This is a genomic window from Hahella sp. KA22 (genome assembly GCF_004135205.1).
Lineage (GTDB): Bacteria > Pseudomonadota > Gammaproteobacteria > Pseudomonadales > Oleiphilaceae > Hahella.
Window position 1 is genome coordinate 1,233,040 of the sequence record NZ_CP035490.1, and the last position, 25,180, is coordinate 1,258,219.

The 25,180-nt window shown below is 53.0% G+C and carries 20 protein-coding genes; 11 read left to right on the top strand and 9 right to left on the bottom strand.

Translation table 11 applies throughout. The annotated features are described in order from the left end of the window. Positions 1-53 precede the first annotated feature (53 nt). A complete protein-coding gene (locus EUZ85_RS05505; RefSeq protein ID WP_127968304.1) occupies positions 54-719 on the top strand; it encodes a M50 family metallopeptidase in 666 nt (221 codons plus the stop codon). A 119-nt stretch (positions 720-838) separates the two neighbouring features. Then, positions 839-1,123: a DUF427 domain-containing protein gene (locus tag EUZ85_RS05510; RefSeq protein WP_127968305.1), complete on the top strand. Its 285-nt coding sequence runs from the start codon at positions 839-841 to the stop codon at positions 1,121-1,123. Between the two features lie 22 nt (positions 1,124-1,145). On the opposite strand, the gene EUZ85_RS05515 is transcribed toward EUZ85_RS05510, so the two are convergent. Next, positions 1,146-1,853: a hypothetical protein gene (locus tag EUZ85_RS05515; protein WP_129498717.1), complete on the bottom strand. Its 708-nt coding sequence runs from the start codon at positions 1,851-1,853 to the stop codon at positions 1,146-1,148. Between the two features lie 358 nt (positions 1,854-2,211). Here EUZ85_RS05515 and EUZ85_RS05520 point away from each other — a divergent pair, with 358 nt between their 5' ends. Further along, positions 2,212-3,000, top strand: a complete 789-nt coding sequence (locus EUZ85_RS05520; protein WP_127968307.1) for a PEP-CTERM sorting domain-containing protein — start codon at positions 2,212-2,214, stop codon at positions 2,998-3,000. 105 nt (positions 3,001-3,105) lie between these two features. Here the strand turns inward: EUZ85_RS05520 and EUZ85_RS05525 are convergent, their stop codons facing one another. The 5 genes from EUZ85_RS05525 to EUZ85_RS05545 form a co-directional block, all read right to left on the bottom strand. Next, positions 3,106-4,215, bottom strand: coding sequence for an HD domain-containing phosphohydrolase (locus EUZ85_RS05525; protein WP_127968308.1), 1,110 nt, complete (start codon positions 4,213-4,215; stop codon positions 3,106-3,108). A 108-nt stretch (positions 4,216-4,323) separates the two neighbouring features. Then, positions 4,324-5,124, bottom strand: a complete 801-nt coding sequence (locus EUZ85_RS05530) for a class I SAM-dependent methyltransferase (protein ID WP_168199894.1) — start codon at positions 5,122-5,124, stop codon at positions 4,324-4,326. A 163-nt stretch (positions 5,125-5,287) separates the two neighbouring features. Next, a complete protein-coding gene (locus tag EUZ85_RS05535; RefSeq protein WP_127968310.1) occupies positions 5,288-5,485 on the bottom strand; it encodes a PA3496 family putative envelope integrity protein in 198 nt (65 codons plus the stop codon). Between the two features lie 179 nt (positions 5,486-5,664). Further along, complete coding sequence (locus EUZ85_RS05540) at positions 5,665-6,522, bottom strand: MurR/RpiR family transcriptional regulator (protein ID WP_127968311.1); 858 nt, start codon at positions 6,520-6,522, stop codon at positions 5,665-5,667. A 156-nt stretch (positions 6,523-6,678) separates the two neighbouring features. Continuing rightward, positions 6,679-9,570, bottom strand: a complete 2,892-nt coding sequence (locus EUZ85_RS05545; protein WP_246842222.1) for an EAL domain-containing protein — start codon at positions 9,568-9,570, stop codon at positions 6,679-6,681. Between the two features lie 414 nt (positions 9,571-9,984). Between EUZ85_RS05545 and uvrD the strand changes: the two genes are divergently transcribed. Both uvrD and EUZ85_RS05555 read left to right on the top strand, forming a co-directional pair. Then, positions 9,985-12,150 (top strand): DNA helicase II, encoded by a 2,166-nt coding sequence (uvrD, locus tag EUZ85_RS05550; protein WP_127968313.1) that lies wholly within the window; start codon positions 9,985-9,987, stop codon positions 12,148-12,150. A gap of 217 nt (positions 12,151-12,367) precedes the next feature. Then, on the top strand, positions 12,368-13,471 hold the full coding sequence (locus EUZ85_RS05555) for a TRAP transporter substrate-binding protein (RefSeq protein WP_127968314.1): 1,104 nt from the start codon (positions 12,368-12,370) through the stop codon (positions 13,469-13,471). A gap of 68 nt (positions 13,472-13,539) precedes the next feature. Here EUZ85_RS05555 and EUZ85_RS05560 read toward each other — a convergent pair whose 3' ends face one another. The 3 genes from EUZ85_RS05560 to EUZ85_RS05570 all read right to left on the bottom strand — a co-directional run bounded on the left by EUZ85_RS05560 (position 13,540) and on the right by EUZ85_RS05570 (position 15,957). Then, entirely contained in the window at positions 13,540-13,935 is a 396-nt protein-coding gene (locus EUZ85_RS05560) for an acyl-CoA thioesterase (protein ID WP_127968315.1), read from the bottom strand. Positions 13,936-14,036: 101 nt separating this feature from the next. After that, positions 14,037-15,416: a TRAP transporter large permease subunit gene (locus tag EUZ85_RS05565; protein ID WP_127968316.1), complete on the bottom strand. Its 1,380-nt coding sequence runs from the start codon at positions 15,414-15,416 to the stop codon at positions 14,037-14,039. A 1-nt stretch (position 15,417) separates the two neighbouring features. Then, entirely contained in the window at positions 15,418-15,957 is a 540-nt protein-coding gene (locus tag EUZ85_RS05570; RefSeq protein WP_127968317.1) for a TRAP transporter small permease subunit, read from the bottom strand. Positions 15,958-16,299: 342 nt separating this feature from the next. Here EUZ85_RS05570 and EUZ85_RS05575 point away from each other — a divergent pair, with 342 nt between their 5' ends. From EUZ85_RS05575 to phoU, 6 genes are all read left to right on the top strand, one after another. Further along, positions 16,300-17,271, top strand: coding sequence for a PstS family phosphate ABC transporter substrate-binding protein (locus EUZ85_RS05575; protein ID WP_127968318.1), 972 nt, complete (start codon positions 16,300-16,302; stop codon positions 17,269-17,271). Positions 17,272-17,468: 197 nt separating this feature from the next. Further along, positions 17,469-19,160, top strand: a complete 1,692-nt coding sequence (locus tag EUZ85_RS05580) for a TIGR03545 family protein (protein ID WP_127968319.1) — start codon at positions 17,469-17,471, stop codon at positions 19,158-19,160. Between the two features lie 274 nt (positions 19,161-19,434). Continuing rightward, complete coding sequence (locus EUZ85_RS05585) at positions 19,435-21,711, top strand: ABC transporter permease subunit (protein WP_127968320.1); 2,277 nt, start codon at positions 19,435-19,437, stop codon at positions 21,709-21,711. Positions 21,712-21,777: 66 nt separating this feature from the next. Beyond that, the gene (pstA, locus tag EUZ85_RS05590) at positions 21,778-23,442 is read left to right on the top strand and encodes a phosphate ABC transporter permease PstA (RefSeq protein ID WP_127968321.1); all 1,665 of its coding nucleotides are present in this window, start codon (positions 21,778-21,780) and stop codon (positions 23,440-23,442) included. 54 nt (positions 23,443-23,496) lie between these two features. Next, positions 23,497-24,369 carry a phosphate ABC transporter ATP-binding protein PstB gene (gene pstB / locus EUZ85_RS05595; protein WP_127974414.1) on the top strand — a complete coding sequence of 291 codons (873 nt, stop codon included), beginning with the start codon at positions 23,497-23,499 and terminating at the stop codon, positions 24,367-24,369. A 38-nt stretch (positions 24,370-24,407) separates the two neighbouring features. After that, the gene (gene phoU, locus EUZ85_RS05600; RefSeq protein ID WP_127968322.1) at positions 24,408-25,127 is read left to right on the top strand and encodes a phosphate signaling complex protein PhoU; all 720 of its coding nucleotides are present in this window, start codon (positions 24,408-24,410) and stop codon (positions 25,125-25,127) included. Positions 25,128-25,180 lie beyond the last annotated feature (53 nt).

Sequence of the window (25,180 nt, forward strand, 5' to 3'; positions counted from 1 at the left end):
GTTTATAGCGCCGTTTCCAGTATTCCAGCCTGAATGCGATAAAGGAGTCTATTTTGGCCAAAGCATACCTTCCTCTTATTGGCGTTATTCTTTTGGTGGTGGTGCTTTGGCCCTATCCGGTGCTGATTCCTCTTAAATTACTTGTAGTATTCTTTCATGAGGCCTCGCACGCCATTATGACGGTGGCGACGGGAGGCGAAGTGGTGGAAATGGTCATTTCCGTGGACCAGGGCGGACATGTGCTATCCCGTGGTGGAAACCGGTTTCTGACGTTGTCCGCCGGTTATCTTGGGTCATTGATCTGGGGCGTACTTATTTATTTGACCGCTCTGCTAAGTCGACTCGATCGTGCGCTTATGTTCATTCTCGGCCTGTCTTTATTGGCGATAGCCGCATGGTGGATAAGAGACGTCTTCGCGTTGGGATTTGCGCTCGCTACGGGAGGAGCCATGATAGCCAGTGCGATCTGGCTGCCGATGTCGTTTAATGACGCGGTGCTGCGAGTGATCGGCGTCACTAGCATGCTATATGCGCCATTGGACATTTACAGCGATACGATTGAACGCTCTCACCTGCGGTCCGATGCAGTGATGCTTGGGGAGGCTTATGGCGGGTCAGGCATGCTTTGGGGCGTCGGCTGGTTTCTGTTGAGTCTGGTTGTCATTTACGTCGCATTTAAGTTCGGGCATCGAAGTCCTCCTTCTTCACAAGATAATTGATACCTTTTCCCAGCGGGGCCGTATATCTATACTGAGCTCGCGCATGCAGTTCTGTCGGTATTGAAACGCGGGATGCGAACAAAAATAACAACAATCGATAGACAATCAGGAGACAGACTATGAAAGCTATATGGAATGGCGCAGTCATTGCCGAAAGTCAGAACACGATTATATTGGAAGGAAACCATTACTTCCCCCCTTCCACAATCCGCTCGGAATACTTCAAACCAAGTGATACTCGCACCGTCTGTGGATGGAAAGGTACGGCCTGCTATTACGACATTGAAGTAGAAGGCTCCACCAATCGAGATGCGGCCTGGTATTATCCCTCAGCCTCAGAAACAGCCAGCAATATTCAGAACTATGTTGCTTTCTGGAGAGGGGTGACCATAGAAGAATGTTAGCAGAGGCAGTATGGCGTGAGCGCTAATCCGAGCTCCACTCAGCAAGTACGCTCACGCCATTGTAGTCATAACTCATGCTTAGGTAATCGCTACGGATTTCAACCTGTGCCGGAACTGAGAAGCCTTTTTCCCAAGACAGGTCATTGCTTGTTGTGATCAGCAGACGCCAAGAGCCGTTTTCCTGATAGAGTTGACCCGTGTAGTAATAAATAACAGGCAAGCCAAAGTCGGTGTAAGACTCAATGTCAGCGATCCACTCATACTCACCATCTGCAGTTGAGCGAATATCTATTGATCCGTTGAGCTGCTGGGGCATTCCATTAACGCTGTAAGACAGCAGATCGAATGTGCTTGTTTGGGTACCCTCTCGCCTGGAAGAAGCATGCTCTGGAGCTCGAATAAATGAGTCGTTGAATAGCGTCGGGCTACCGCGTACAACAACTCCGGTATCATAAATCGAACCCGCGCCGGGAGGCGGTAATTGCTCAAGTTCAGTTAATTCAGGTTGCAGCGTCGGAACCAGCGTTACACCGACGCCGGCAGCAGTAAGCATGAGGGCGGGGTATAAAATATCAGGGGGAAGCCGGCCCTGATGATGGTGATGTATTATCTTTTCCGCAATAAACAAAATAAGTCCGGCAATGACGAGGGCCGTACCTGATATTGCTAACAGCGCATCGAAATCTGACATGGCTTTCGCTCGTTGCTTGGCATTGTAAGTTGCTTCCACTCTGAGCCGCTGTTTTTCTGCGATAGCTCTTGCCTTACGAATGCCTATGCTGGGCGTGCGGTCTTTCCTTATTTAAAAATAGATCAAAATAAGTGGTGCGACCTCTTCTCGTGGGCGTTTTCTTAGAGTTTATCGCCATATCATGCTGACGAAGCTGACACTTGACCGGTTAGAATGTCGGTTAAATTTACATCATTAACTTAAAGGCTAAGCGGAAAGAGCTTTGTTTTTATATTTACCCTTTAGATAACAATGAATTATTAATGTTGGCCCCAAAAATGCTTATATTCTGTCACTAATTTTGTACGGGCCTTCTGGCTTACAAATCAATAAACCAATTATCGAGTAGTAGTTGTCTATGAAAACTTTCAAAGTACTGGCTGCAGTAGTAGCTTTGGGTTCCTCTATCTCTGCACATGCGTATCAGATTAATGATGAGTATGTAGGTAGTAAGGATCATGGATATGGCGACGTTATCGGTGACGTCTCAAAATTCGATGTCAAGGGAATTGACGTAAGCGTGTCTGGCACTGTGTTGACTGTCGACGTGTACACTAACTTTGTTAATAACGTTGGAATTTTCAACAACAACGTAACAAGCACCACGCTGAGTCAGAAGAAAGGCATTGCATTTGGCGACCTGTTCCTGTCTTCATCTTGGAATCCTTACGGTGATGCAGATACAGGATACAAAGAAGACAGACACCGTACTGGTACAAAGTGGACCTATGGTTTCAGTTTGGATGATCGTTGGAGCTCTACTGGCGGCGAAGGCGCGCTGTATGAGTTGAATGGCGCGACCAACTACGAAAACGCCTACTTGTCCAATGACTATATCAACGGTAGATATGCTACTTACCGTCACGGTCAGGAAGTTGCAGTTAAGACTGATAGCGCCACTGTAACGTCTGTTGGTTCCGGCTCTTGGTTGGTAGACACTGTAAACGGTAAAGTTTCTTTCACCTTTGATATTGCTGGCACTGATCTGGTGAAAGGCGATGAGATTGCTTTCCACTGGGGTATGACTTGCGGTAACGATACTATCGAAGGTAAAGTTCCTTTCTCTGTACCTGAGCCTGGCGCACTGGCTCTGATGGGCCTTGGTCTGGCGGCGGTTGGTTTGCGTCGTCGCAAGCAAGCTGCTTAATCAGTCATATGTAATCAAGCGGAGATCATTTGATCTTCCGCTCATACAGAAAAACCGCGTAGGCGACGCCTACGCGGTTTTTTTATGTACTGTTGTGTGACGATCTCAACTTTCCTTGGCGATATAGAGCTTTCTCACCGCCATGTTGAATGCTTCAACGCAATCGGGATCAAACAGTGAGCCGTTATAGCTGTTTACGTAGCGAACCGCCTCAAATAACGACTTTTTGTACGAACGATCTTCACGTTCACTGGTTATTTCGAAGAACGCGTCGCATATCGCCAGCACTTTAGAGCCCATGGGGATCTCTTTGCCGCTCACGCCGAATGGATACCCGCTACCGTCATAATGTTCATGGTGATGCAGAACAATCTGCGCTGCGTCTTCCCAGCCGCCAAAGCGGTGCAGGATCTGCGAACTGGTGGCGACGTGAGCGGCCATGATTTTCTGTTCTTCGCGGGACAATTGCTCTTCATGTTTGTGGGCCAGTCCGACTGGTACAAAAGCCATACCTAAATCGTGCAGCAGCACAGCAGCGCTGAGTTGTTCCTCGTTTATCGGGCCGCCCAACTCTGCGTTGATGGCCGTACACAGCTCCAGTTCCTTTTGGGTGCGATCTTTCCGGTAAATGCTGAGTTGATCCAGCTGGCGCGCCAGGAAGCGAAATAACTGCTGGTCAGAGTCTTTGCCGGGGGCGAAGTAGCTCGGCATAGCCGCTTCGGGGCGTGGCGCTTCTCCTGCGTCTTTGGGGCCGGACAGCAATTCATCCAGACCTTCGTTGATGACGGCGATGACGTTGCCAGGGGAGGCGTTACGCACTTTGGCGATGACTTTAAGCAGGGATTCCTGTAGATCCCCATCTGCGGTGTGGTCGCTCGCCAACTGTCCGACCAGGGTTTCGACATAGCCGATGATGCTCATAAAGAAAACGCCGAACATAGGCTGATAAGGAAGCTCTCCTTTGCGCATGTCGGAAACGATTTCCTCCAACTCATGGATAACGTCCACCATCGCGTCCAGAAACACCATTCTGCAGTTGCCCTTGAGAGAGTGCATGCTGCGGAACAGCTCGTTGATCAAATCAGGATTAACCTGATGCTCCAGGGTTTGAATCGTGTGTTCGATCTCTTCGACGTTTTCCTGAAAGCAGGCGACAAACTCGTCAATCAGGTCTTTTTCCAACTCAACAAACTGTGGGCAGGTAATTGGCTTCATGACATATCGGGCTCCTGTTGAATACGGACATCCCCTAGTGCGACTACGCCGCGATGTGGAGGCGATTGTTTTTAGTATAGACGCTGGCTGTACATATCGAGCGGATGCTCAATCAAACTCAAGTAACGCCAGTTTTTCGCCAAACAGGTAACGATGCCAGGGAGACCATGCGAGTAAGCTTAACGCTCCCCAGCGTTCCCAGTGGTAGTCAAGGATGCACCATTCTTGTCTGACTTTGATGTGGGAGTTCCAACTTTCCAGCCGATGGATATTATGCAGCGTCCATTGAAAGGCGGCGTTCATCCAGCCAATGGCCTCATGTAAGTGTGCTTGACCCAGTGCTCCATGAGGCAGCATTTCCAAAAGCATACGAGCGTGAGGGATACGTTCGGCAAGGTCATTGAAAAACTGTTTGATGCGTTGTTCAGTGAAGTACATGAGCACGCCTTCCGCCAAAATCAGGCAATTGTCAGACTCATCGGCGGCATGTTCCAGCCAGGAGACGTCGAACAGCGACTGCTCCAGCATGTGATAGCGATCAGAATCGCTGAAAAACAGACGGCGGGCGGCGATGACATTGGGCAAGTCGAGATCGAACCATTGAATCTGGCCGTTGTCCACGCGCAGGTAGCGACTGTCGAAACCCGCGCCAAGATTAATGATGACTGCATGGGGATGGACGGTGATGAAATCCGTCACGAGTTTATCGATGAGGTCTGTACGGATGGCGATGGCTAACTGTGACAGCCAAGCGTTGCTGAAGCGTTTGAAGTCATAATTGAGGCGCTGGTACATTTCCAGAGCCTTGTCGTCGTGAATGATGGCGTCGGGGCGTAGAGTCTCCATCGCCCTGGCCCACAAAGGCAGGAGTGCGGTTTCTGAAATATCCCGCAATTGCAGCGTTTCCATCGTCATGCTCCCTGGATGTCTCCATGTCTGCTTCAGCCGCTCACCGGCATCAACAAGTCTGGTTTATTTTGGTGAAATATCCAGCGACCGCTTGGTTAAGCGGAGGACGCGCGTGCGTCCTGGAGGAAGTGGGAGCGCACGCGAAGAACGCTATAAAATGCGTTTATTTAGAAAGGTAGTAGTCTTCGGTAGCCTCACGCAACCGCTTGTTCTCCAGATAGTCTTCTATCGCTCTGCGGGCTTGAAGACGTCGCTTTGAGGCTTGCTTTTCTTTGCTTTTCCTCTCTTGAGTTTCGGACTCGTAAAAAACATCAAGAATTGTACTGGCGACGGAATCGGAAGGTTGATTCATATTTTGCATGGCTTTCCCCTTAGCCTAGTGACGATTCACTGTAGTTGTTATTTTTTACACTGGAATGACAACCGGCTTACTGCTTGATAACGCGTGTTATCAATCCGTTCCTGCGTTGGTGCGATGCCTTGTCCAGCCGACTGAGGAGCGTCGGTCTTATGCTGTATATTATTTCACCGATAATACAATTAATTAGGTGAGAGTCGCAACGAGCTTAGATTCTTTTTAGCCTGGTTGAGTTTTTGCGTATGACGCTTATCAAGTTTTTGAAACAGATTGGTGGCGATCGTATCCAGAATCATTAAATGGGCAAGTCGTGACGCCAGGGGGGTGAAGGCGTCAGTGTCTTCGTCCACTGAGACGCTGATGTTGAGATTGGCTATGTTGGCCAATGCAGATTGCGACGGACTGATGGCGACAACCCTGGCGCCAGAGGCCCGCGCCCGCATGCAGGATTGAATCAGGTTATTGGTGCGACCGCTGTGAGAGATGGCGACTATAACGTCGTTCTCTTCCACCAGACCGGCGATCAGCATTTGCATATCTGGATCGGGGCAGGCCTGGGTATTCAGTTTTAAGCGAAAGAACTTCTGTTGCGCATCCGCCGCCACGGCAGCGGATGCGCCATAGCCGAAAAAGTATAAGCGGGAGGACTCGGAAATCCAGGCGCATACCTGCTCAATCCGCTCCCAGGACAGTTGGTTAAATACCTGCTGCAATGACGACTGCACGTCGCTGAATATCCTGGCGCCAATCTGTTGCAGACTATCACCAGAGTTTATTGGGAACGGCATTTGCGTTTGCATACTTGCAAGCTGCTGGGCGAGGCTCACTTTCAGGCTTTGGAAGCTGTCAAAACTGATGGTGCGACAGAAGCGCACTATAGTCGGCTCGCTGACACCCGCCTCGGTCGCCAGGTCAACGATGCGCATGTGTATGACATCGTTGGGGTTGCGTAGCACGCACTCTGCCACCTTCTGTTCGCTCTTGCGCAGCGAATCCCTGTTTTGTCGAAGCCAATTCAATATATCGTGGGGGCGTCCCATCCAACTACCTTGGTATGTCTAGCGGCCCTGCGGATCAGTAGGCGGGTGCGCCCATGAATCCGCTTGCAGGGCGGGATTGAAAAACTGCTTTAAGAATAGACAAAAGCGGAACAGGATTACACTGACCAAAAGTCGCTGATGTTATTGGGTGACCGGCTATGTGTTCTGCAGTGCGGGAGAACCAATGCGCTGCTCTCGCAACAGGGTCGCCATCTGATCGGCCCCCAGCGGCTCGGCGATGAGATATCCCTGCACGGTGTGACAGCCGCTTTCTCGCAAGAACTCCAAATGCCCTTCATGCTCTACGCCTTCAGCGATGACTTCGAGATTCAGGCTTTTACCCAGCATGATGACGGCGCGAGTGATGGCGGCGTCGTCGGCGTTTTGGTGTGCGTCTTTGATGAACATGCGGTCTATTTTCAAGGCGTTTAGCGGAAAGCGCTTGAGGTAGGAGAGAGAGGAGTAGCCTGTACCGAAATCGTCCACGGTGATGCGCACCCCCATCTCCCTCAGACGGGAGAGCATAAACTGGGTGCGGCTCATGTTTTCCATAAGCGTGCTTTCCGTCAGCTCCAGATCCAGCAGATGTGGGGGAAGGTCTGTGTCCTGCAGAACTTTGCGCACCAGTTGCGGTAAGTTGCTTTGACGTAACTGATGGGCGGAAAGATTGACGGATACCTGTATATTATCCAGCCCCTCCCGGCTCCAGGCGGCGGCTTGAGCGCAGGCGGCGCCAAGCATCTGCTCTCCCAGCTCGGTGATCAAACCGCTTTCCTCCGCCATGGGCACGAAGTCGCTGGGGCCGATCAGTCCCCTTTGAGGGTGCCGCCAGCGCGCCAGCGCTTCTACCCCGGTAATGCGACCGCTATCCAGCGATAATTTGGGCTGGAAGAAAACTTCCATCTGTTGATTTTGTATCGCTCTGCGTAGTTCAGTCTCCACCTCCAGGCGCATGCGCGACATGCTGCGCAACATGCGACTGTAAAACTCATAAGTGTTGCCGCCGAGGTATTTGGCCTGCCGCACCGCCATATTGGCTTGCTGCATCAGAGTTTGGATTTCCCAGCCGTTGTCAGGGGCCTGAGTGACGCCTATTGAGGTTGAAACGTAAAACTCATGACCATCGATATTGAAGGGTGCTTTTAGTTCATCCAGCAGTTGCTCACAGAAACGGCTCATCTGGGAGCGGCTTTTCGCCGGGGTGAGAATGGCGAATTCATCGCTGCCCAGGCGCGCCAGGGTATGGACGTGGGGTGCGGTTTGTGAAATGCGCGTAGCAACCTGCTTTAACAGCTCATCCCCGCGGTCCTGACCCAGGCTTTCATTCACCTGTCGAAAGCGGTCGACATTCAGGAGCAGCATATTAATGCTGAGTCCTTGCTCCCGCACTTTGCGGAGAATTTTATCCAGTCGCTCACGGAATAACATGCGATTCGCCAGCCCGGTCAATTCGTCATAGTTCAGCAGATAGTGGAGCTTCTCGTCCGCCTGTTTACGCTCCGTCAGGTCGGAAAACAGGCCTGCGTAATGCGTGGTGGCGCCTTCTGAATTGATGATCGAAGTAATTTGCAGCCACTGACAGTAGAATTCGCCGGACTTGCGCTTTTCATATAACTCGCCTTGCCAGCGGCCCCGTAAAGACAGCTCATCGCGAATTCGGCTGAACACTTGTCGCTTGTTGGGCGCCTGGCTGAAATCCTCAAGACTGCTGCCGATTACTTCTTCTGTTTCATAACCCGTGATCTGACTGAATGCGTTGTTGACAGTGAGGAAGCGGAACTCGGTATCCAAGGCGAAGACGCCCTGAGGCGTATGGTCAAAGACGGACTTGGCTAACAGCAGCTGTTCATCGCGGCTTTTCTCTTTGCTGATATCTCGGCGCGACCCGATCATACGGGTAATGCGGCCCAGCTTGTCGAAGCTTACGGGTTTACCGCAATCCTCCACCCAGATCCAAGCGTCTTTGGCGGTGGTGACGCGATACTGTACTTGATAAGTGTTACTCAAACCTTTCAGGCACAGCATCATTTCTTTTCTAATGCGTGGGCGGTCGTCAGGGTGTATCAGACCATGCATGCGCTCGACGAAGGCGGTCGCCGACAATTCACGAGGACCAAAGGCGTCGTGAAAGAATGATTGATAAAGGGAGTTTCTCGGAATATCCCAATCCCACAAGGCTAACCCGGTGGCTTCTATGGCCTGCGATAAACGGGTCTGGCTTTTCATCAGCGCGTCGCTGATATTTTTCCGTAGTTTGATTTGCTGACTGAGAATACGGTTGGCTTCGGACAATTCGTGGGTGCGTTCGCAGATTGCGCCTTCCAGTTCCTTTTGCGTTTCCCGCAATTCCTGTTCAATCTCTTCTCGGTAAGTTATTTCATATGCTAGCTGTTGATTAAGCAGTTCTGAAGCGGAGCGGGCGTTATCCAGATAGGCGATCAAGCCTTGCATCTGCAGATTCTGATTAAGGTAGCGACTGGAGGCGAGGTACCATAACGCGGCGAGCGGATAGAGAAAGACGCTGAGAATGGCCGCGTTGGTCAGTAACTCTGGAGGGAGGGGCTGCCTACCGTTTAACAGCACTGCAAGCGATAGAAGAGGCATCGCGCTGAGAATAATAAACGGGGTGCGCCAGACGCCGAGAAAAAAGGATAGAAGGCCCGCGCCAACGAACTGGGCGATAGTGGCGCTGTCCAGCCATGACGCGGGAAGATCCATGATGACGTATGCGGTTATCGGCCCCAACACGGTGGCGATTGCAGCGCTGAGTAGTACATAAAGCCTGCTAAGATTAGCGACGTTGCGAGGCAGGTTGGCGCTCTCATTCTGTAATTGCGCCTGAGCCTGTGAGCCGAAGGCGACGAGCAGAACTGCGCAGAAAGCTCCCAGCGCGGTGAGGCCGATCAGAGGCTCTATGGCCTGATGGGGAAAGGCGGTGGCGACAAACCCCATGGTGATTGAAAAAAGCAATGCGGCGGCGTGGCGACTGCGACGCCCCAGCTTTATGAGTTGCTCCCGACGCACCGTGAGAGGTTTAGGGCGCGCCATGGTCGACATCAGCTTTAAACTGCTTGCTTGAATATCGTTTGTCCCGGGGTGCATGTTAGTATAATTGTCCGATTTCACTGGAATCCCGCCGCACAAACAAACCCGTCATATCTGCTTTTGACGGTCGGCGAACCTGGAAAGCAGCGATGCAATGTTGTAATAGGCTGTAAAATTATCCAGTATTAATCGCCGCAAATATGCAAAGCGGCGACTCCGGTTAGCGGTTCAGTGTGCTTACTGTATGTAACATTTTGTTATTTTTTGTTCGTTGTCCCATTTAACCCGATAGTGAACTCGCGCACAAGCACTTCGAATAAAATCGGAGATTGGTCTGCGGTTAATTTTCCTGACATGTCTTACGCGGAAAGCCGTTAACAACAAAGCCCTTCAAACAAAGAGAGGTAAGTCTCAGCAATGGACGTAACGGCGGTATTGGACCCGCTTAACGATGCTCAACGCGAGGCGGTTACCGCCAGCGCCCGCAACCTGCTGGTTTTGGCTGGCGCCGGTAGCGGCAAAACCCGCGTTCTTGTGCACCGCATGGCATGGTTGATTCAAGTCGAGCGTATAGGCGCTCACGCAATAATGGCGGTGACGTTCACCAACAAGGCGGCGCGGGAAATGCGCGAGCGGGTGGAGTCTCTGCTGCATATTCCTACACGGGGCATGTGGCTCGGCACCTTTCACAGTCTGGCGCATCGACTGCTGCGCGCGCATTGGCGGGAAGCCGGCCTGCCGGAAAACTTCCAGGTCATCGACTCCGATGACCAGCAGCGCATGCTGAAGCGTGTGATTCGCGAGCTGGGACTGGATGAGTCCAAGTGGCCTGCGCGCCAGGCGCAGTATTTTATCAACAGCCAGAAAGACGAAGGGCTGCGACCGGAAAACATTGAGCCGGGTAGCGACGCCTGGCGGCAGACCATGAACAAGATATACCAGCGTTACGACGAATATTGTCGGCAGAGCGGGCTGGTGGATTTTGGCGAGTTACTGCTGCGCTCCCATGAACTCTGGCTGCAAAAGCCGGATCTGTTACAGCACTATCAGCAGCGCTTCCAACATATTCTGGTTGATGAGTTTCAGGATACCAACACTATTCAGTATGCGTGGCTGCGCGTGTTGGCGGGGGATCGCGTCCCCATGACAGTGGTTGGAGACGATGACCAGTCCATTTACGGCTGGCGCGGCGCCAAGATTGAGAATATACAACGTTTCCAGAATGATTTCGGCGAAGCGGCCCTAGTGCGTCTGGAGCAGAATTACCGCTCGACGCAGACCATTCTGCGGGCTGCTAACCACGTCATCGCCCATAACCCAAGTCGCCTTGGCAAACAGCTCTGGACGGATCAGGGGGAAGGCGAGGCGATTGATGTGTATGCCGCGTTTAACGAGCAGGATGAAGCCAACTATATCGTCGAGTCCGTGCAGTCCTGGGTGAATCAGGGACGCTCGCGTTCGGAAGTGGCGCTGCTGTACCGCTCCAACGTGCAGTCGCGGGTATTGGAGGAAGCGCTGATTCGCCACGGCGTGCCTTATCGGATTTATGGCGGTCTGCGTTTTTATGATCGTCTGGAAGTCAAAAACGCGGTGGCCTATTTACGTCTGGCTCATTTCGCTCACGATGACGCCGCCTTTGAGCGGGTGGTCAATATCCCCCCTCGCGGCGTTGGCGCCAAGTCGTTGGAGACATTGCGCGACGCCGCTCGCGAGCGTAGAGCGTCGTTGTGGCAGACCACCGTGGCGGCGGTTGGGGCAGGTTTGCTTAAAGGCAAGGCGGGAGTTGGCCTGAAGCACTTTATTGAAATAGTCGAAACCCTGCGTGAGTATGCGAAAGAGAACAGTTTGCAGGATCTGACCAAGCATATGCTGGATGTCAGCGGCATACTGGAGCATCACGCCAATGAAAAGGGCGATAAGGCGGAGGCGCGTAAGGAAAACTTACTTGAGCTGGTGAATGCGGTTGCTGAGTATGAAACGCTCGACAATGAATCGCCTTTGGCGGAGTTCCTGACTCAGGCGGCGCTGGATGCAGGCGAGCGGCAGGCGGATGCGGAACAGGATGCAGTGCAGCTTATGACACTGCACTCCGCCAAAGGTTTGGAGTTTCCTTTGGTGTTCCTGACAGGTATGGAGGAAGAACTGTTTCCACACTCGATGGCGCTGGAAGAGGCGGGTCGTCTGGAGGAAGAGCGTCGATTGTGCTATGTCGGCATCACGCGCGCCATGGAAAAGCTGGTGCTTACTTTCGCGGAAAGCCGCCGCTTGTATGGTCAGGATAAATACCACTCTATCTCTCGCTTTGTCCGCGAAATTCCCAATGAGCTATTGCGCGAAGTGCGTTTGCGCTCCGTCGTGAGCAAGCCTATGTTTTGGGATCGTGGTCCGGCGCATGGCGCGATTGGCGAATCCGCGCAGCAGTCGGGTATTTCCCTTGGGCAGCGGGTGCGACATGAAAAGTTTGGCGAAGGCGTGGTGCTGAACTATGAAGGCAGTGGGCCGCATTCTCGCATTCAGGTGAATTTCGACGATCAGGGCAGTAAATGGCTGGTGCTTTCATACGCCAAACTAGAAGTGATTTGAATAGCCTGACCGTTAAGTGATCCGTTAGATTTTGCGCGCGCTCAGCCAGTGTCCTTTTGCCGGATAATAGAGTTATACTGCGGAGCGCAGCCTTCTCGTCGGCTCATCTAAACAGGCTATATCCGCCGATTTAGATAGCTTGACGACTGGCGCTGGATGCTTGGCTGCGCAAGGCGCCGAGATCACATAAGAATAAAGACAAAGGAGACGCAATCGAATGAAAAGACGCTATCTGTTTTCCCTGATGGGCGCAGGCATGCTGGGAATGCTGTTAGGCGGATGCTCCGCCGAGAAAGAAGCGGCGGCCCCGGTTGCCCAGCAGGCGCCCAAGCAAACCATTCAATGGAAGCTGGTGACATCCTGGCCCAAAAACTTCCCGGGACTGGGTGAGGCTCCAGAGCGCTTCGCTAAAGAAGTCGAACGCATGAGCGATGGCCGCCTTAAGATCAAAGTCTATGGCGCTGGCGAACTGGTTCCCGCGCTGGAAGTGTTTGACGCCGTCTCTCAGGGTACTGCGGAAGCAGGCCATGCCGCATCCTACTATTGGAAGGGCAAAATTCCCGCCGCACAGTTCTTCTCCACCGTCCCCTTTGGTTTGAACGCCCAGGAAATCAATTCCTGGATCAGCTATGGCGGCGGTTTGGAGTTATGGCGTGAATTGTATGAGCCATTCGGCGTCGTTCCTATGCTCGGCGGCAACACCGGCGTGCAGATGGGAGGCTGGTTCAACAAAGAGATTAACTCTCTGGATGACCTGAAAGGCCTCAAGATGCGTATCCCAGGCCTGGGTGGCGAAGTGTTGCAGCGGGCGGGAGGCACGCCTGTGCAGCTGCCTGGCGGTGAAATTTTCACCGCTCTGCAAACCGGCGCGATTGACGCCACTGAGTGGGTAGGCCCGTACAATGATCTGGCGTTCGGCCTGCATAAAGCGGCCAAATTCTACTACTACCCAGGTTGGCACGAACCCGGCACTTCGCTGGAATTCACGTTCAACAAGAAAGCGCTTGAGGCGTTACCGAAAGATCTACAGGCTATCGTTGAGGTCGCCGCGCGTATGATCAATCAGGATATGCTGGATGAATACACGGCGCGTAACAATGCAGCGTTGAACGAACTGGTTAACAATCACGGCGTGGATGTCAGACGTTTCCCTGATGACGTACTGAAGGAGCTGCAGGACATCTCCCGTCAGACGATTCAGGAGATTGCGGAGAAAGATCCCGCAGTGAAAAAGGTATATGAGTCTTATGAGAAGTTCCGCAGTAATGTGTGGAAATACCATGAGATCTCAGAAAGAGCGTATATCAACGCCAGATCCTAAAGCGTTCGGCAGACACAAAAAACCGCAGCTCAGACTGCGGTTTTTTTATGCCTCGGCCATACGCCTGTTCACTCTCCGGCAGGTACTGCGCGAATGCGTCCGGAGTCGTCAATCGCAACCAGCACAAATACGCCTTCGGTTACCTTGCGGGGAGTATTCTGATGGTTGTCGCGGGTCCAAACCTCCACTTCGATATGCATGGAGCTGGTGCCGATATTCACCATGCGCGCATAACAACTGACTTCCGCGCCGATTCTGACTGGAGATAGAAAATCCAATTGTTTCACGGATATCGTCGCAGTCCGACCCTTGGCGATACGACCGGCCATGCTGGCGGCGGCCAAGTCCATCTGCGACATCAACCAGCCAGCGTAGATATCGCCGTTGGAGTTGGTGTCCTTATCGAGAGCAATGACGCGAAGCGCCAATTCTCCGTTAGGTGCTGAGCTACTAGAAGCTTTCATGACAGTTCTCTTATATTTATGAAAATCCGTTATCTGCAAGTTTAGGCGCTGGTGAGGCGATTCTCCGCCAGTATATCCATTGCGCCTGAACTGCGGGGCGACTACGGCCCGTAAACCACCTTAGGCAACCAGGTCGCCAGTGACGGCCAGGCCGCCAGCAGACAAAGCATTAATACCTGGATTGCGATAAATGGGACCACGCCCATGTAAATGTCCGTCGTTTTCACATGGCTTGGAGCGACCCCGCGTAAATAAAACAGCGAAAACCCGAAGGGCGGGGTCAGGAACGACGTTTGCAAATTCAAGCCAATCATGATGCCCAGCCAGATGGGATCTACGCCCATCGCCAGTAACACCGGGCCGACAATGGGCACCACGACGAAGGTGATCTCAATGAAGTCGAGAATAAAGCCCAACAGGAAAATAACCAGCATCACTACCAGCACCGCCATGAATACGCCGCCGGGCATGGATGTGAAAATATCTTTGATCAGCTCATCGCCGCCATAGGCGCGGAACACCAGTGAGAAAATGGTGGCGCCTATCAGAATCATGAACACCATACAGGTGACGCGGGTAGTTTGCTGACAAACGTCCCTTAATACAGAAAGCGAGATCTGGCGTTTATAAATCGCCAGGATAATGGCGCCAAATGCGCCCACGCCTGCGGCTTCCGTTGGCGTGGCGACGCCGGACAGAATTGAGCCAAGGACGGCGATAATCAGCGCCAATGGCGGCGTCAGGTCGCGTAACAGGGAGAGCTCGCGGGAGTGCATTTCCTGCTTGCTCAGTTTTTCGCCTGCTGGCAACAGCTCGGGTTTAACCAGCGCCAGCACAAATAGATAAATAATGTACAGCAAAACCAGTACAAGGCCCGGGATCAGCGCTCCCACGAACAGGTCGCCTACGGATACCGTGTCAGGATTGAAGATACCCATATCGCGCTGGGCCTGTTGGTATGCGCTGGATAGCACATCGCCCAGCAACACCAGGGCGATCGACGGGGGAATGATCTGACCCAAGGTGCCTGTAGCGCAAATTGTGCCCGTGGCTACTGCTTTACTGTAATTGCTTTTCAGCATGGTGGGCAGGGAGATCAGGCCCATCGTCACCACGGTGGCGCCGACGATGCCGGTGCTGGCCGCCAGCAACATGCCCACGACCGCCACGGAAATGCCCAGACCGCCAGGAATATTGCGGAACAGCATGGCCATGCTTTCCAGCAGGTTCTCCGCGATCTTTGACTTTTGCAGCATGCAGCCCATAAACACAAACAAGGGAACCGCCAACAGAGTCTGGTTATTCATCAAACCATATAAGCGGCTGGGAGTGGCCAGCAGGAAGCTATTATCAAAAACTCCCGCCATGGCGCCAATGCCAGCGAAGGCGAGGGCGGTGCCGGCGAGAGAGAATGCGACGGGATAACCGCAAAGCAATACCAGGCAAACAGCTGCGAACATGAACAGCGACATATACTCCATCTCAGTCTTGCTCCTCTTGTCCGCGGGAATGATTGGGGTCGATGATCAGGCAAAGGTTGCGCAGCGCCTCTGCGAGGCCCTGCGCGCCAAGCACAACAACCAGCGCCAAGATGAGCGACTTTAAGATGAAGACCGCAGGCAGGCCGGCCGCTTCGGCGGACACCTCGCGAATGCGCCAGCTCTGCGCTATATAAGGCCAGCTTTCTATGCCGATATAGATGATCAAAGGGAATAGAAGAAGTAGCGTTCCCAACAAGTTCACGATGGCTTTGCCGCGCACGGAGAATCGTTGATAAAGAATATCCACCCTGACGTGCTCGTCGTGTTTCAGGGTGTAGGCGGAAGCAATCATGAATACGAAGCCGTGCATGTAGAGCACGGATTCTTGCAGGGCGATGGAACTGTTATTGAAGACATACCTGAGCAGGACGACGGCGACAGTTCCGACTACCATTCCGATATTGAGCCAGGAGATAATGGCGCCGGTTTTCTCGGTGAATGCGTCAATGAGTCTCACAACCGCAGTGAGGCCGTTAGTCATTATGGATTTTCCTTCTTGTTGTTAGATGGGGCTATCAGCGTTTCGACCGAGTCGACAGCCCTTCATGTCCACAGCTCTTACTTCTGACATATCTATGCATACGACGCCCGAAAAATCCCTAATGTGAAGCAGTCTCTTGTTTCCTTAACCGGGGCGGGAATTCAACCGCTAAGTTTAACCTGAGTAAAAGGGGAATGCGATGCGCCTTGGGTGAAATCACGTTGCAATCTGAATGTCACAACGCGTCATTGTGTAACATCCCTGTCACATTCGAATCCTATAGTGGCGATCAATCCGACGAACCTATCGGATACGTCGTTACAAAACCAGGAGTTCATCCCTATGCAATTAAAAAAATTTTTTGCGGCAGCCACAGTTGTAGCTGCTTCATTCTGGGCAGGCGCAGCTTCCGCGGATCTGGATCCAAAGCTGACTGATTACAGCAAAGCAAGTGGTGTTTCCGGCAATCTATCCAGCGTAGGTTCCGATACTCTGGCCAACTTGATGACACTGTGGGCTGAAGAGTTCAAGCGTAACTATCCGAACGTCAATATTCAGATTCAGGCCGCTGGTTCATCAACCGCGCCGCCTGCTTTGACTGAAGGCACTTCCAACTTGGGCCCAATGAGCCGCAAGATGAAAGATAAAGAGCTGGAAGCCTTTGAGAAGAAATTCGGTTACAAGCCTACCGCTATCCCTGTTGCGATCGACGCCTTGGCGGTGTTCGTACACAAAGACAACCCCATTAAAGGCATGACCATGGCGCAAATCGACGCTGTGTTCTCCTCTACTCGCAAGTGCGGTTACAGCAAAGACATCACTACCTGGGGCGATCTGGGACTGACCGGCTCCATGGCGAACCGTTCTATCCAGTTGTTCGGTCGTAACTCTGTATCCGGCACTTACGGCTACTTCAAAGAGCACGCGCTGTGTAAAGGCGACTACAAAAACAACGTGAACGAGCAGCCTGGCTCCGCTTCTGTTGTACAAGGCGTTTCCGAGTCTGTTAACGGCATCGGCTACTCTGGCATCGGCTACAAAACCGCCAGCGTACGTTTGGTTCCTCTGGCCAAGAAAGAAGGCGACAAGTTCGTAGAAGCTTCACCTGCAACGGCGATCACTGGCGAATACCCACTATCCCGCTTCCTGTACGTATACGTTAACAAGGCTCCAAACAAAGACCTGGACCCTATCGTTGGCGAATTCGTTAAGATGATCATGTCCAAGCAAGGTCAGGAAGTGGTCGTGAAAGACGGCTATGTGCCGCTGCCTGCTTCCGTCACCAGCAAGTACCTGAAAGAGCTGTCACTGTAAGACTTTCTTACAGACAAAGCCAAAAGGTCGAAAAAAACCGCCTCCCACAGGCGGTTTTTTCTTTTGTGAAGCGCACTTACCTGCTTGGGTTCTACGCATAATCCCCGCCATCCCGCAATACACATTTCACATCCGCGCTGCTATCTTATGCGGTTATCGGGGTAACTCTCTCGCCAAAGAAAACATAAGGAAAAGCCATGCGCGTACTTAAGTTTGTTGGCTATGTATTCGTTCTGTTGATCGTAATAGTCATAGCCGCTCTCTTTTTTATAGACATCATCGCCAAGTTCGCGATTGAAGAAGAAGGAACCAAAGCGGTTAAGGCCAAGGTTGAAGTCGATTCGGTGGATGTCCGATTCTTTCCCCTTGGCGCCTCAATTCATGGTTTGAAGGTGACCAATCCTCAAGCGCCGATGACCAATGCGTTTGAGGCGGAGCTGATCGACGCTAATCTGGACTGGGAACCTCTCCTGAAGTCCAAAGTGATTGTTGAGACCGCAGCGCTGGAAGGCATGCGCTTTAATACTGCGCGCTCGGTCACTGGCGCTGTGCCAGGATTGACGCCGCCGCCCAGTCAGGAACCATCGTTGGTTGATCAGTTCAAAGAAGATATGAAGCTGCCGGCCATTGATATTCCAGACCCAAATGAACTGCTGGCCAGAGTGGACCTAAAGACCGTATCCATGGCCAAAGAGATGGAGGCGTCTCTAGCTGCGCGCAAGAAAGCCTGGAAAGAGCGCATCGATGGCCTGCCAAACAAAGAAACCCTGGAAAGCTATAAGCAGCGCATCAAAGCGTTGAAAGAGGCGAAAAATCCTTTGGAAAGACTGCAGGCGGTCGCAAAAGTGAAGGATTTGCAGAGCGACGCTAAGAAAGACCTGCAGAAAATTCGCGACGCCAAGTCTGATCTGGAAAAAGAAGTCGCTCAGTTGAAAGCGGATCTGGCGAAAGTAAAAGCCGCGCCGCAAGAAGATATGAAGCGTGTAATGGAGCTGGCTGGTTTGAATCCGGGCGCCTGGGAAGGTCTGGCGAAAGCTTTGTTTGGCGATGAAGTGGCGAAATGGGCGAATAACGCCTACATGTGGTACGGCCGTTTGCAGCCCTACATCAATGGCTCTGGCGAAGAAGCGCAGAAGTCCGCTCCCGAACCTGACACAACGGACTACAGCGATGGCTTGCCACGGTTCCTGGTGAAGACGCTGAGCATCAGCGGTAAGTTGCCGATCCCGCAGCAGGATGTGCCGTTCTCCGGTAAGTTCAACAACTTGACCGATCGCGCCGACGTATGGGGCAAACCTGCGCAACTGGCGTTGCAAAGTCAGGCGCAGGGCGTCGGAAAAATGGACTTCAAAGGCGTTCTTGATCATGTCACCGCGATCGCCAAAGACTCCTTCTCTTTCGACCTGAAAGATCTGCCTGTCACCGATCTTGTTTTCTCTGATAAAGAAGATTTCCCTGTGACCTTGAGCAAAGCGATCGCCGCTATTGCGGGCAAGGCCGATATCACGGACGGCAAACTGGCGATGAATGTCGACGCCAAGTTCCTGGAAGTGCAACTGGCCAATCTGTTGGAGGGTGAGAGCGCTCCGTTGAAGAAAGCGTTGCTGAACGCCTTGAAGAATATCTCTCAGTTCGATGTGAACATGCTGGCCTCCGGCGCATTGCAGGATCCACAAGTGAAGATCACTTCCAGCCTGGATAAAATCCTTTCGCAAAGCGTGAAAGGGCTGATCGATGAAGAGAAGAAAAAGCTTTCCGGCAAAGTGCAGGCGAAGCTGAATGAAATCGTCAGCGAAAAAGTTGGCGGGTTGGACAGCGAGCTGAATGGGTTGGTGGATATCAACGCGTTGTTACAAGAACGCATCGGCGACTTTTCCAACTTGCTGTAACGGCAATCAGCTGTCATCACCAGTAATACGCGGGGGCGAAATGGCTTCGTCCCCGCTAACGCTTCCTCTCTTTATTCCCTTAAATTGCGCGTTACGCGTACGCCACGCGGAAGTTCGGCGCCGGCTGGGCTCGCGTTCTGACAGGCTGTCACAGAAGCTTAAAATCCCTTTGCTTTAATGAAGGCTTCGCCAGCGACAAATGTGACAGGGTTGTAACATAACTGTCACATTGTGCCGTTATCGTTTGCGCATCTTTTAATATTGGGATTTCACTATGAATGAGGCGGTATCTGTCAAAGCCCCGGAGATAGACTTCAATACCCCCCAGCTCAAGCGCCACCGCAATATCAGAACCCTGAAAGACAAAATGGCGAAAGGGTTTATCGCCGCTGGCGGTGTGAGCGTCATTGTTGCAGTCACCCTGATCTTCTTTTACTTGCTTTATGAAGTGGCGCCGATTTTTGAATCCGCGTCCGTAGACGCTGTCGCCAGTTATGACGCGCCCGGCGAGAAGGGCGAAACTTTGTTGTTGGGCATGGAAGAGCAGGCTGAGAAGGGGCTGCGTCTGGATGATAATGGCAATGTCACCTTCTTCAATTTAAAAGACGGCACTGTCGATTCCGCGACCCGCCTGCCTATTCCTGATGGGGCGTCTTTGACTGGCGTCAACGAAGGCGCGCCGGGCTCCAACACGGTGGTGGCCGGTGTGAGTGACGGCAGCGTCGTTATCTTCAAGCACACCTATAACATCACCTGGCCCAATAATGTTCGGGTAATTACGCCATCGCTGGAATTTCCATATGGCGAGTCGCCGATGGCGTTGGACCCGTCCGGGGCGGCGCTGACCCATGTGGCGGTGCGTGACAATAATGATTATCTTCTGGTCGTTGGGTCCAACACCTCGAACAAGCTGTTCGCCAGCTTTTACGAGAAGGAAGCGAACTTTCTGACTGGTGATGTAACGCTGGAAGAATCCTCCGTCACCATGCCCTCAGTGAATGGCGATATCGTTTCCATTCAAATCAGTCCAGACACTCGCTGGCTGTATGTCGCCACCAAGAGCGGCAAGCTGGATATGTACGACATATCCAACAAGCAGTCGCCGGACTTGATCGCTCGCGTCGACGCTGTCGCGTCAGGCTCCCAGATCACTGACATGAGCTTTCTGCTGGGCGGCTATTCCTTGTTGATCGCTAACAACCGTGGCGAAATCCGTCAGTGGTTCCCCGTTCGCGATGCTGAAAACCAGTATCATCTGCAGCATGTGCGCAGCTTCCAGGCAGGCAAGGCGGCTATCGCCAAGATTGCGGTGGAGCCGAGACGCAAAGGCTTTCTGGTCGCTACAGCTCAGGGCGAAGCGGCGATTTTTAACACCACTGCCGAACGCAATCTATTGCAAGAGCCAGTCGTCGAGGGCGACGTGAAGCACATGACGGTTGCGCCCAGAGCCAACTTCATGCTGCTGCAATCGCAGGATGATCGTCTGCATTTCTGGAGTATCGATAACGAGCACCCGGACGTATCCTGGTCCGCGCTCTGGAGTGAAGTCTGGTATGAGGGCTACTCGGAGCCTGACTATGTTTGGCAGTCCTCCGCCGCCAGTAATGACTTTGAACCCAAGTACAGCCTGACGCCTTTAGTGTTCGGCACGATCAAAGCGGCGTTCTACGCTATGTTGATCGCAATTCCTCTGGCGATCTGCGGCGCCTTGTATACCGCTCATTTCATGTCGCCGACCCTGCGTCGGAAAGTGAAGCCGGCGATTGAGCTGATGGAAGCGTTGCCAACGGTTATCCTGGGCTTCCTGGCGGGGTTGTTTTTCGCTCCGTTCATGGAGTCTCACATGCCGGGCGTGTTTACGCTGCTGGTGTTGACCCCGATCGCGATACTTGTGTTCAGTTTCGCTTGGGCCAATATGCCGCAATCCGTACGCCTGATGGTGCCGGAAGGCTGGGAGCCATTGTTGCTGCTACCGGTAATCTGTTTCATCGGCTGGCTTAGCTTCGCTATCAGCCCCGCGGTAGAGATCGCCTTATTCGACGGCAATATGCCCCACTGGCTGAAAGAAACAGTTGGTTTGGATTATGACCAGCGCAACGCGCTTGTGGTAGGCGCGGCGATGGGCTTTGCGGTGATCCCAACCATTTTCTCCATCACTGAAGACGCGGTGTTCAGCGTGCCGAAGCATCTGACCTACGGATCTCTGGCGCTGGGCGCTACGCCTTGGCAAACCATGATTCGCGTAGTGTTGCCGACCGCCAGCCCCGGTATTTTCTCCGCGCTGATGATCGGTCTGGGTCGCGCTGTCGGTGAAACCATGATCGTACTGATGGCGACAGGCAACACGCCGATTATGGATATGAATATCTTTGAGGGCATGCGTACGCTGGCCGCTAACATTGCGGTGGAAATGCCGGAGTCCGAAGTTGGCAGCTCCCACTTCCGGATCTTGTTCCTGGCGGCGTTCGTGTTGTTCCTGTTCACCTTCCTGGTGAACACCGTGGCTGAATTCGTGCGCCAGCGTCTGCGGGCCAAGTACAGCGTGATTTAAGGTCACGCTGAGTCATGCGGAAGTCCGATGGGCAGTAAAGAAATCTGAGAGAATCGAGAGAACAGAATGCGCGTTTCACTGAAAACCTGGTTTAACAAAGGCGATCCCTGGATCTGGATTAACGCCGGCGCTGTATCAATCAGTCTGGTGATGGTGTTCGGTCTGCTGTTGCTGATTGGCGTGCGAGGCTTGGCCCACTTTTGGCCTCACAGCCTGATGGAAACCGATTATCTGGGCGAGAACGATAAAACCACGCTGTTGATTGGTGAGATCGTCGAAACAGAAGAAGTGCCGGCGGAGCAATTGCATGCCGCGGGCGTACAGGTGCCGTCGGGCGTTGACTATATGCGCCGCGATTTGATCAAGACCGGCAACCGGGACGTACTTGGTTCAGACTTCCGTTGGGTGCTGGCGGACCGCATGCGTGACGTGCGCTATCCCAAAGAGTTGATGACGCTGGAGCGTCGCGAATGGGGCAATTTCTACGGCTATCTGGTGTCAGTCAAAGAAGACGGCTCGGTAGTGGCCTCAGGCTCTGGCGCCTGGGATGAATTGCAGTCCCGTATAGATCGCGCCTTGTCGCTGCACGACCGTATCTATGACATTGAAAAACAGCAGATTGGTAAGGTGAACTACACCCTGGAGCGTCTGCGTCTGAAGGAACGCCGTCTTGAGCTGGATGGTCGCAAGACGCCGGAAGCCATGGCGGAGATTGAAGCGGAGCGCGCTGAACAACATGCGACCTATGAAGTACTGCAGAAGGATCTGAACGAGCTGTATCTGGAAATCAAACGCGACGCTTTGGTGGCGCGTGCGATGAACGGTAAGGAGCTGGAAATTTCTCTGTCCAAAGTGGTGCGCGCATTTCAGCCGAACCAGATGGGGCTGCTGGATAAAATCGGATTCTATTTCGCCAAGATCTGGGAGTTCATCAGTGATGACCCACGTGAGGCGAACACCGAAGGCGGTATTTTCCCCGCTATCTACGGTACGGTGCTGATGGTGGTCATTATGTCCGTGTTGGTGACGCCCTTGGGTGTGATCGCAGCGGTTTACCTAAGAGAGTATGCGCACCAGGGCGCTTTGACGCGAATCATCCGCATCGCGGTGAATAATTTGGCGGGCGTGCCCTCTATCGTATACGGCGTATTTGGCCTGGGCTTCTTCATTTACTTTATTGGCAGCGGCATTGACGAACACTTCTTTCCAGAAGCGCTGCCGTCGCCGACCTTTGGCGCTCCCGGGTTGCTGTGGGCCTCCATTACCCTGGCTATTTTGACCCTGCCTGTGGTGATTGTCGCTACGGAAGAAGGTCTGGCGCGTATTCCCCGTTCTATTCGTGAGGGCAGCCTTGCGCTGGGCGCGACCAAGGCCGAGACGTTGTGGCGGGTTGTGCTGCCGATGGCCAGTCCGGCGATGATGACTGGCGTGATCCTGGCGATTGCGCGCGCCGCCGGGGAAGTGGCTCCTTTGATGCTGGTAGGGGTGGTCAAGCTGGCCCCGTCGTTGCCCCTGGATGGCAATTATCCTTACCTGCATTTGGACCAAAAATTTATGCACCTGGGCTTCCATATCTATGACGTTGGCTTCCAAAGCCCGAACGTAGAGGCGGCGCGCCCACTGGTTTATGCGACGGCCCTGTTGCTGGTGGCGGTGATCGCATTACTTAACCTGAGTGCGGTGGCGATTCGTAACCGCCTGCGTGAAAAGTACAAAGCCCTTGAGATGTAACCTGAGCCGGATGACGCCCCGAAGCCGGTGGGGAGGACTATAATGAGTGAAACTATGACCAATCAGAACGTAGTGAACGAAGAGCAGCCATTCAACGAATCCAAGCACCGTTCTCACGGTATCGACATTAGCGCGATCGAGCGCTCGATGGAGGATTTGTCGATCGACAATGAGACGGTCGCCCTTGAGGTAAACAAGCTCAAGCTGTTCTACGGCGAGAAAGAAGCGTTGCATGGCATTGATATGCGCATTCCGCAAAAGCGGGTGACGGCGTTTATCGGTCCGTCAGGTTGTGGTAAGTCCACCCTGCTGCGCTGCTTTAACCGCATGAATGATCTGGTTGATGGGTGTCGCATTGACGGGCAGATTCTGCTGGAAAAAGAAGATATCTACCGTAAGGGGGTGGACGTAGCGGAGTTGCGCCGTCGCGTAGGCATGGTGTTCCAGAAGCCGAACCCATTCCCCAAGACTATCTATGAAAATGTGGCGTACGGGCTCAGAATCCAGGGCATCAACAAGAAGCGCATTCTGGATGAAACGGTGGAGTGGGCGCTCAAGTCCGCGGCGTTGTGGGATGAAGTGAAAGACCGTCTGAACGACAGCGCTTTGGGCCTGTCCGGCGGTCAGCAGCAGCGTCTGGTTATCGCCCGCACCGTGGCGGTGAAACCGGAAGTGCTCCTGCTTGACGAACCCGCGTCAGCCTTGGACCCGTTATCAACGTTGAAGATCGAAGAGCTGATCCATGAGCTGAAGGACGACTACACCATCGTCATCGTCACCCACAATATGCAGCAGGCGGCGCGAGTATCGGACTATACTGCGTTCATGTACATGGGCGACCTGATTGAGTTCGGCAGCACCAACCAGCTGTTCACCAATCCGTCCTGCAAGCAGACAGAAGATTATATTACCGGGCGTTACGGGTAACAGTTTTCCCCGGCGGAAATTAGTAATAGGAAGCATTTATGGCGAACTCAGACGTTCATTTGCAGCATATTTCTCAACAGTTCAATGTGGATTTGCGGGAGCTCCGGAACCATGTTCTGGTGATGGGCGGCCTGGTGGAAAAGCAGGTGGCGGACGCGGTTGAGGCGTTGGTGCGGGGGGATTCCGAACTGGCGGAAATGGTGCGCCAGAATGACAATGACGTCGACAAACTGGAAATCACCATCGATGAAGAATGTACCCGGGTTATCGCCAAGCGTCAGCCGACGGCGAGCGACCTGCGTCTGGTGGTGGCGATTGCGAAAATGGTCAACGACCTGGAGCGTATTGGCGACGAGTCGGAGAAGATCGCCAAGAACGCGCTGCAACTGCTGGAAGAGGGCGAAGCGCCGCGTGGCTATGTGGAAGTGCGCCATATCGGCAGTCATGTCGGGAAAATGGTGCATGACGCACTGGACGCCTTCGCTCGCTTCGATCTGGATCTGGCCTTTGAAGTCATGAAAGAAGACAAGTCTGTGGACATCGAGTATAAAACCGCGATGCGCTCACTGGTGACGTTCATGATGGAAGATCCGCGCAGTATCTCCCGTATCCTCAGCGTCATGTGGGTATTGCGTGCGCTGGAGCGCATCGGCGACCATGCCAGAAATATCTGTGAGCACGTAATTTTCATGGTGAAGGGCAAGGATGTGCGCCATGCTTCTCTGGAGAAGACCGAGAAGCTAATCGAAAGATCCTGATCTTTTTTCAGCGGCTCATTTCATGGTAAAACGCAGCTTCGGCTGCGTTTTTT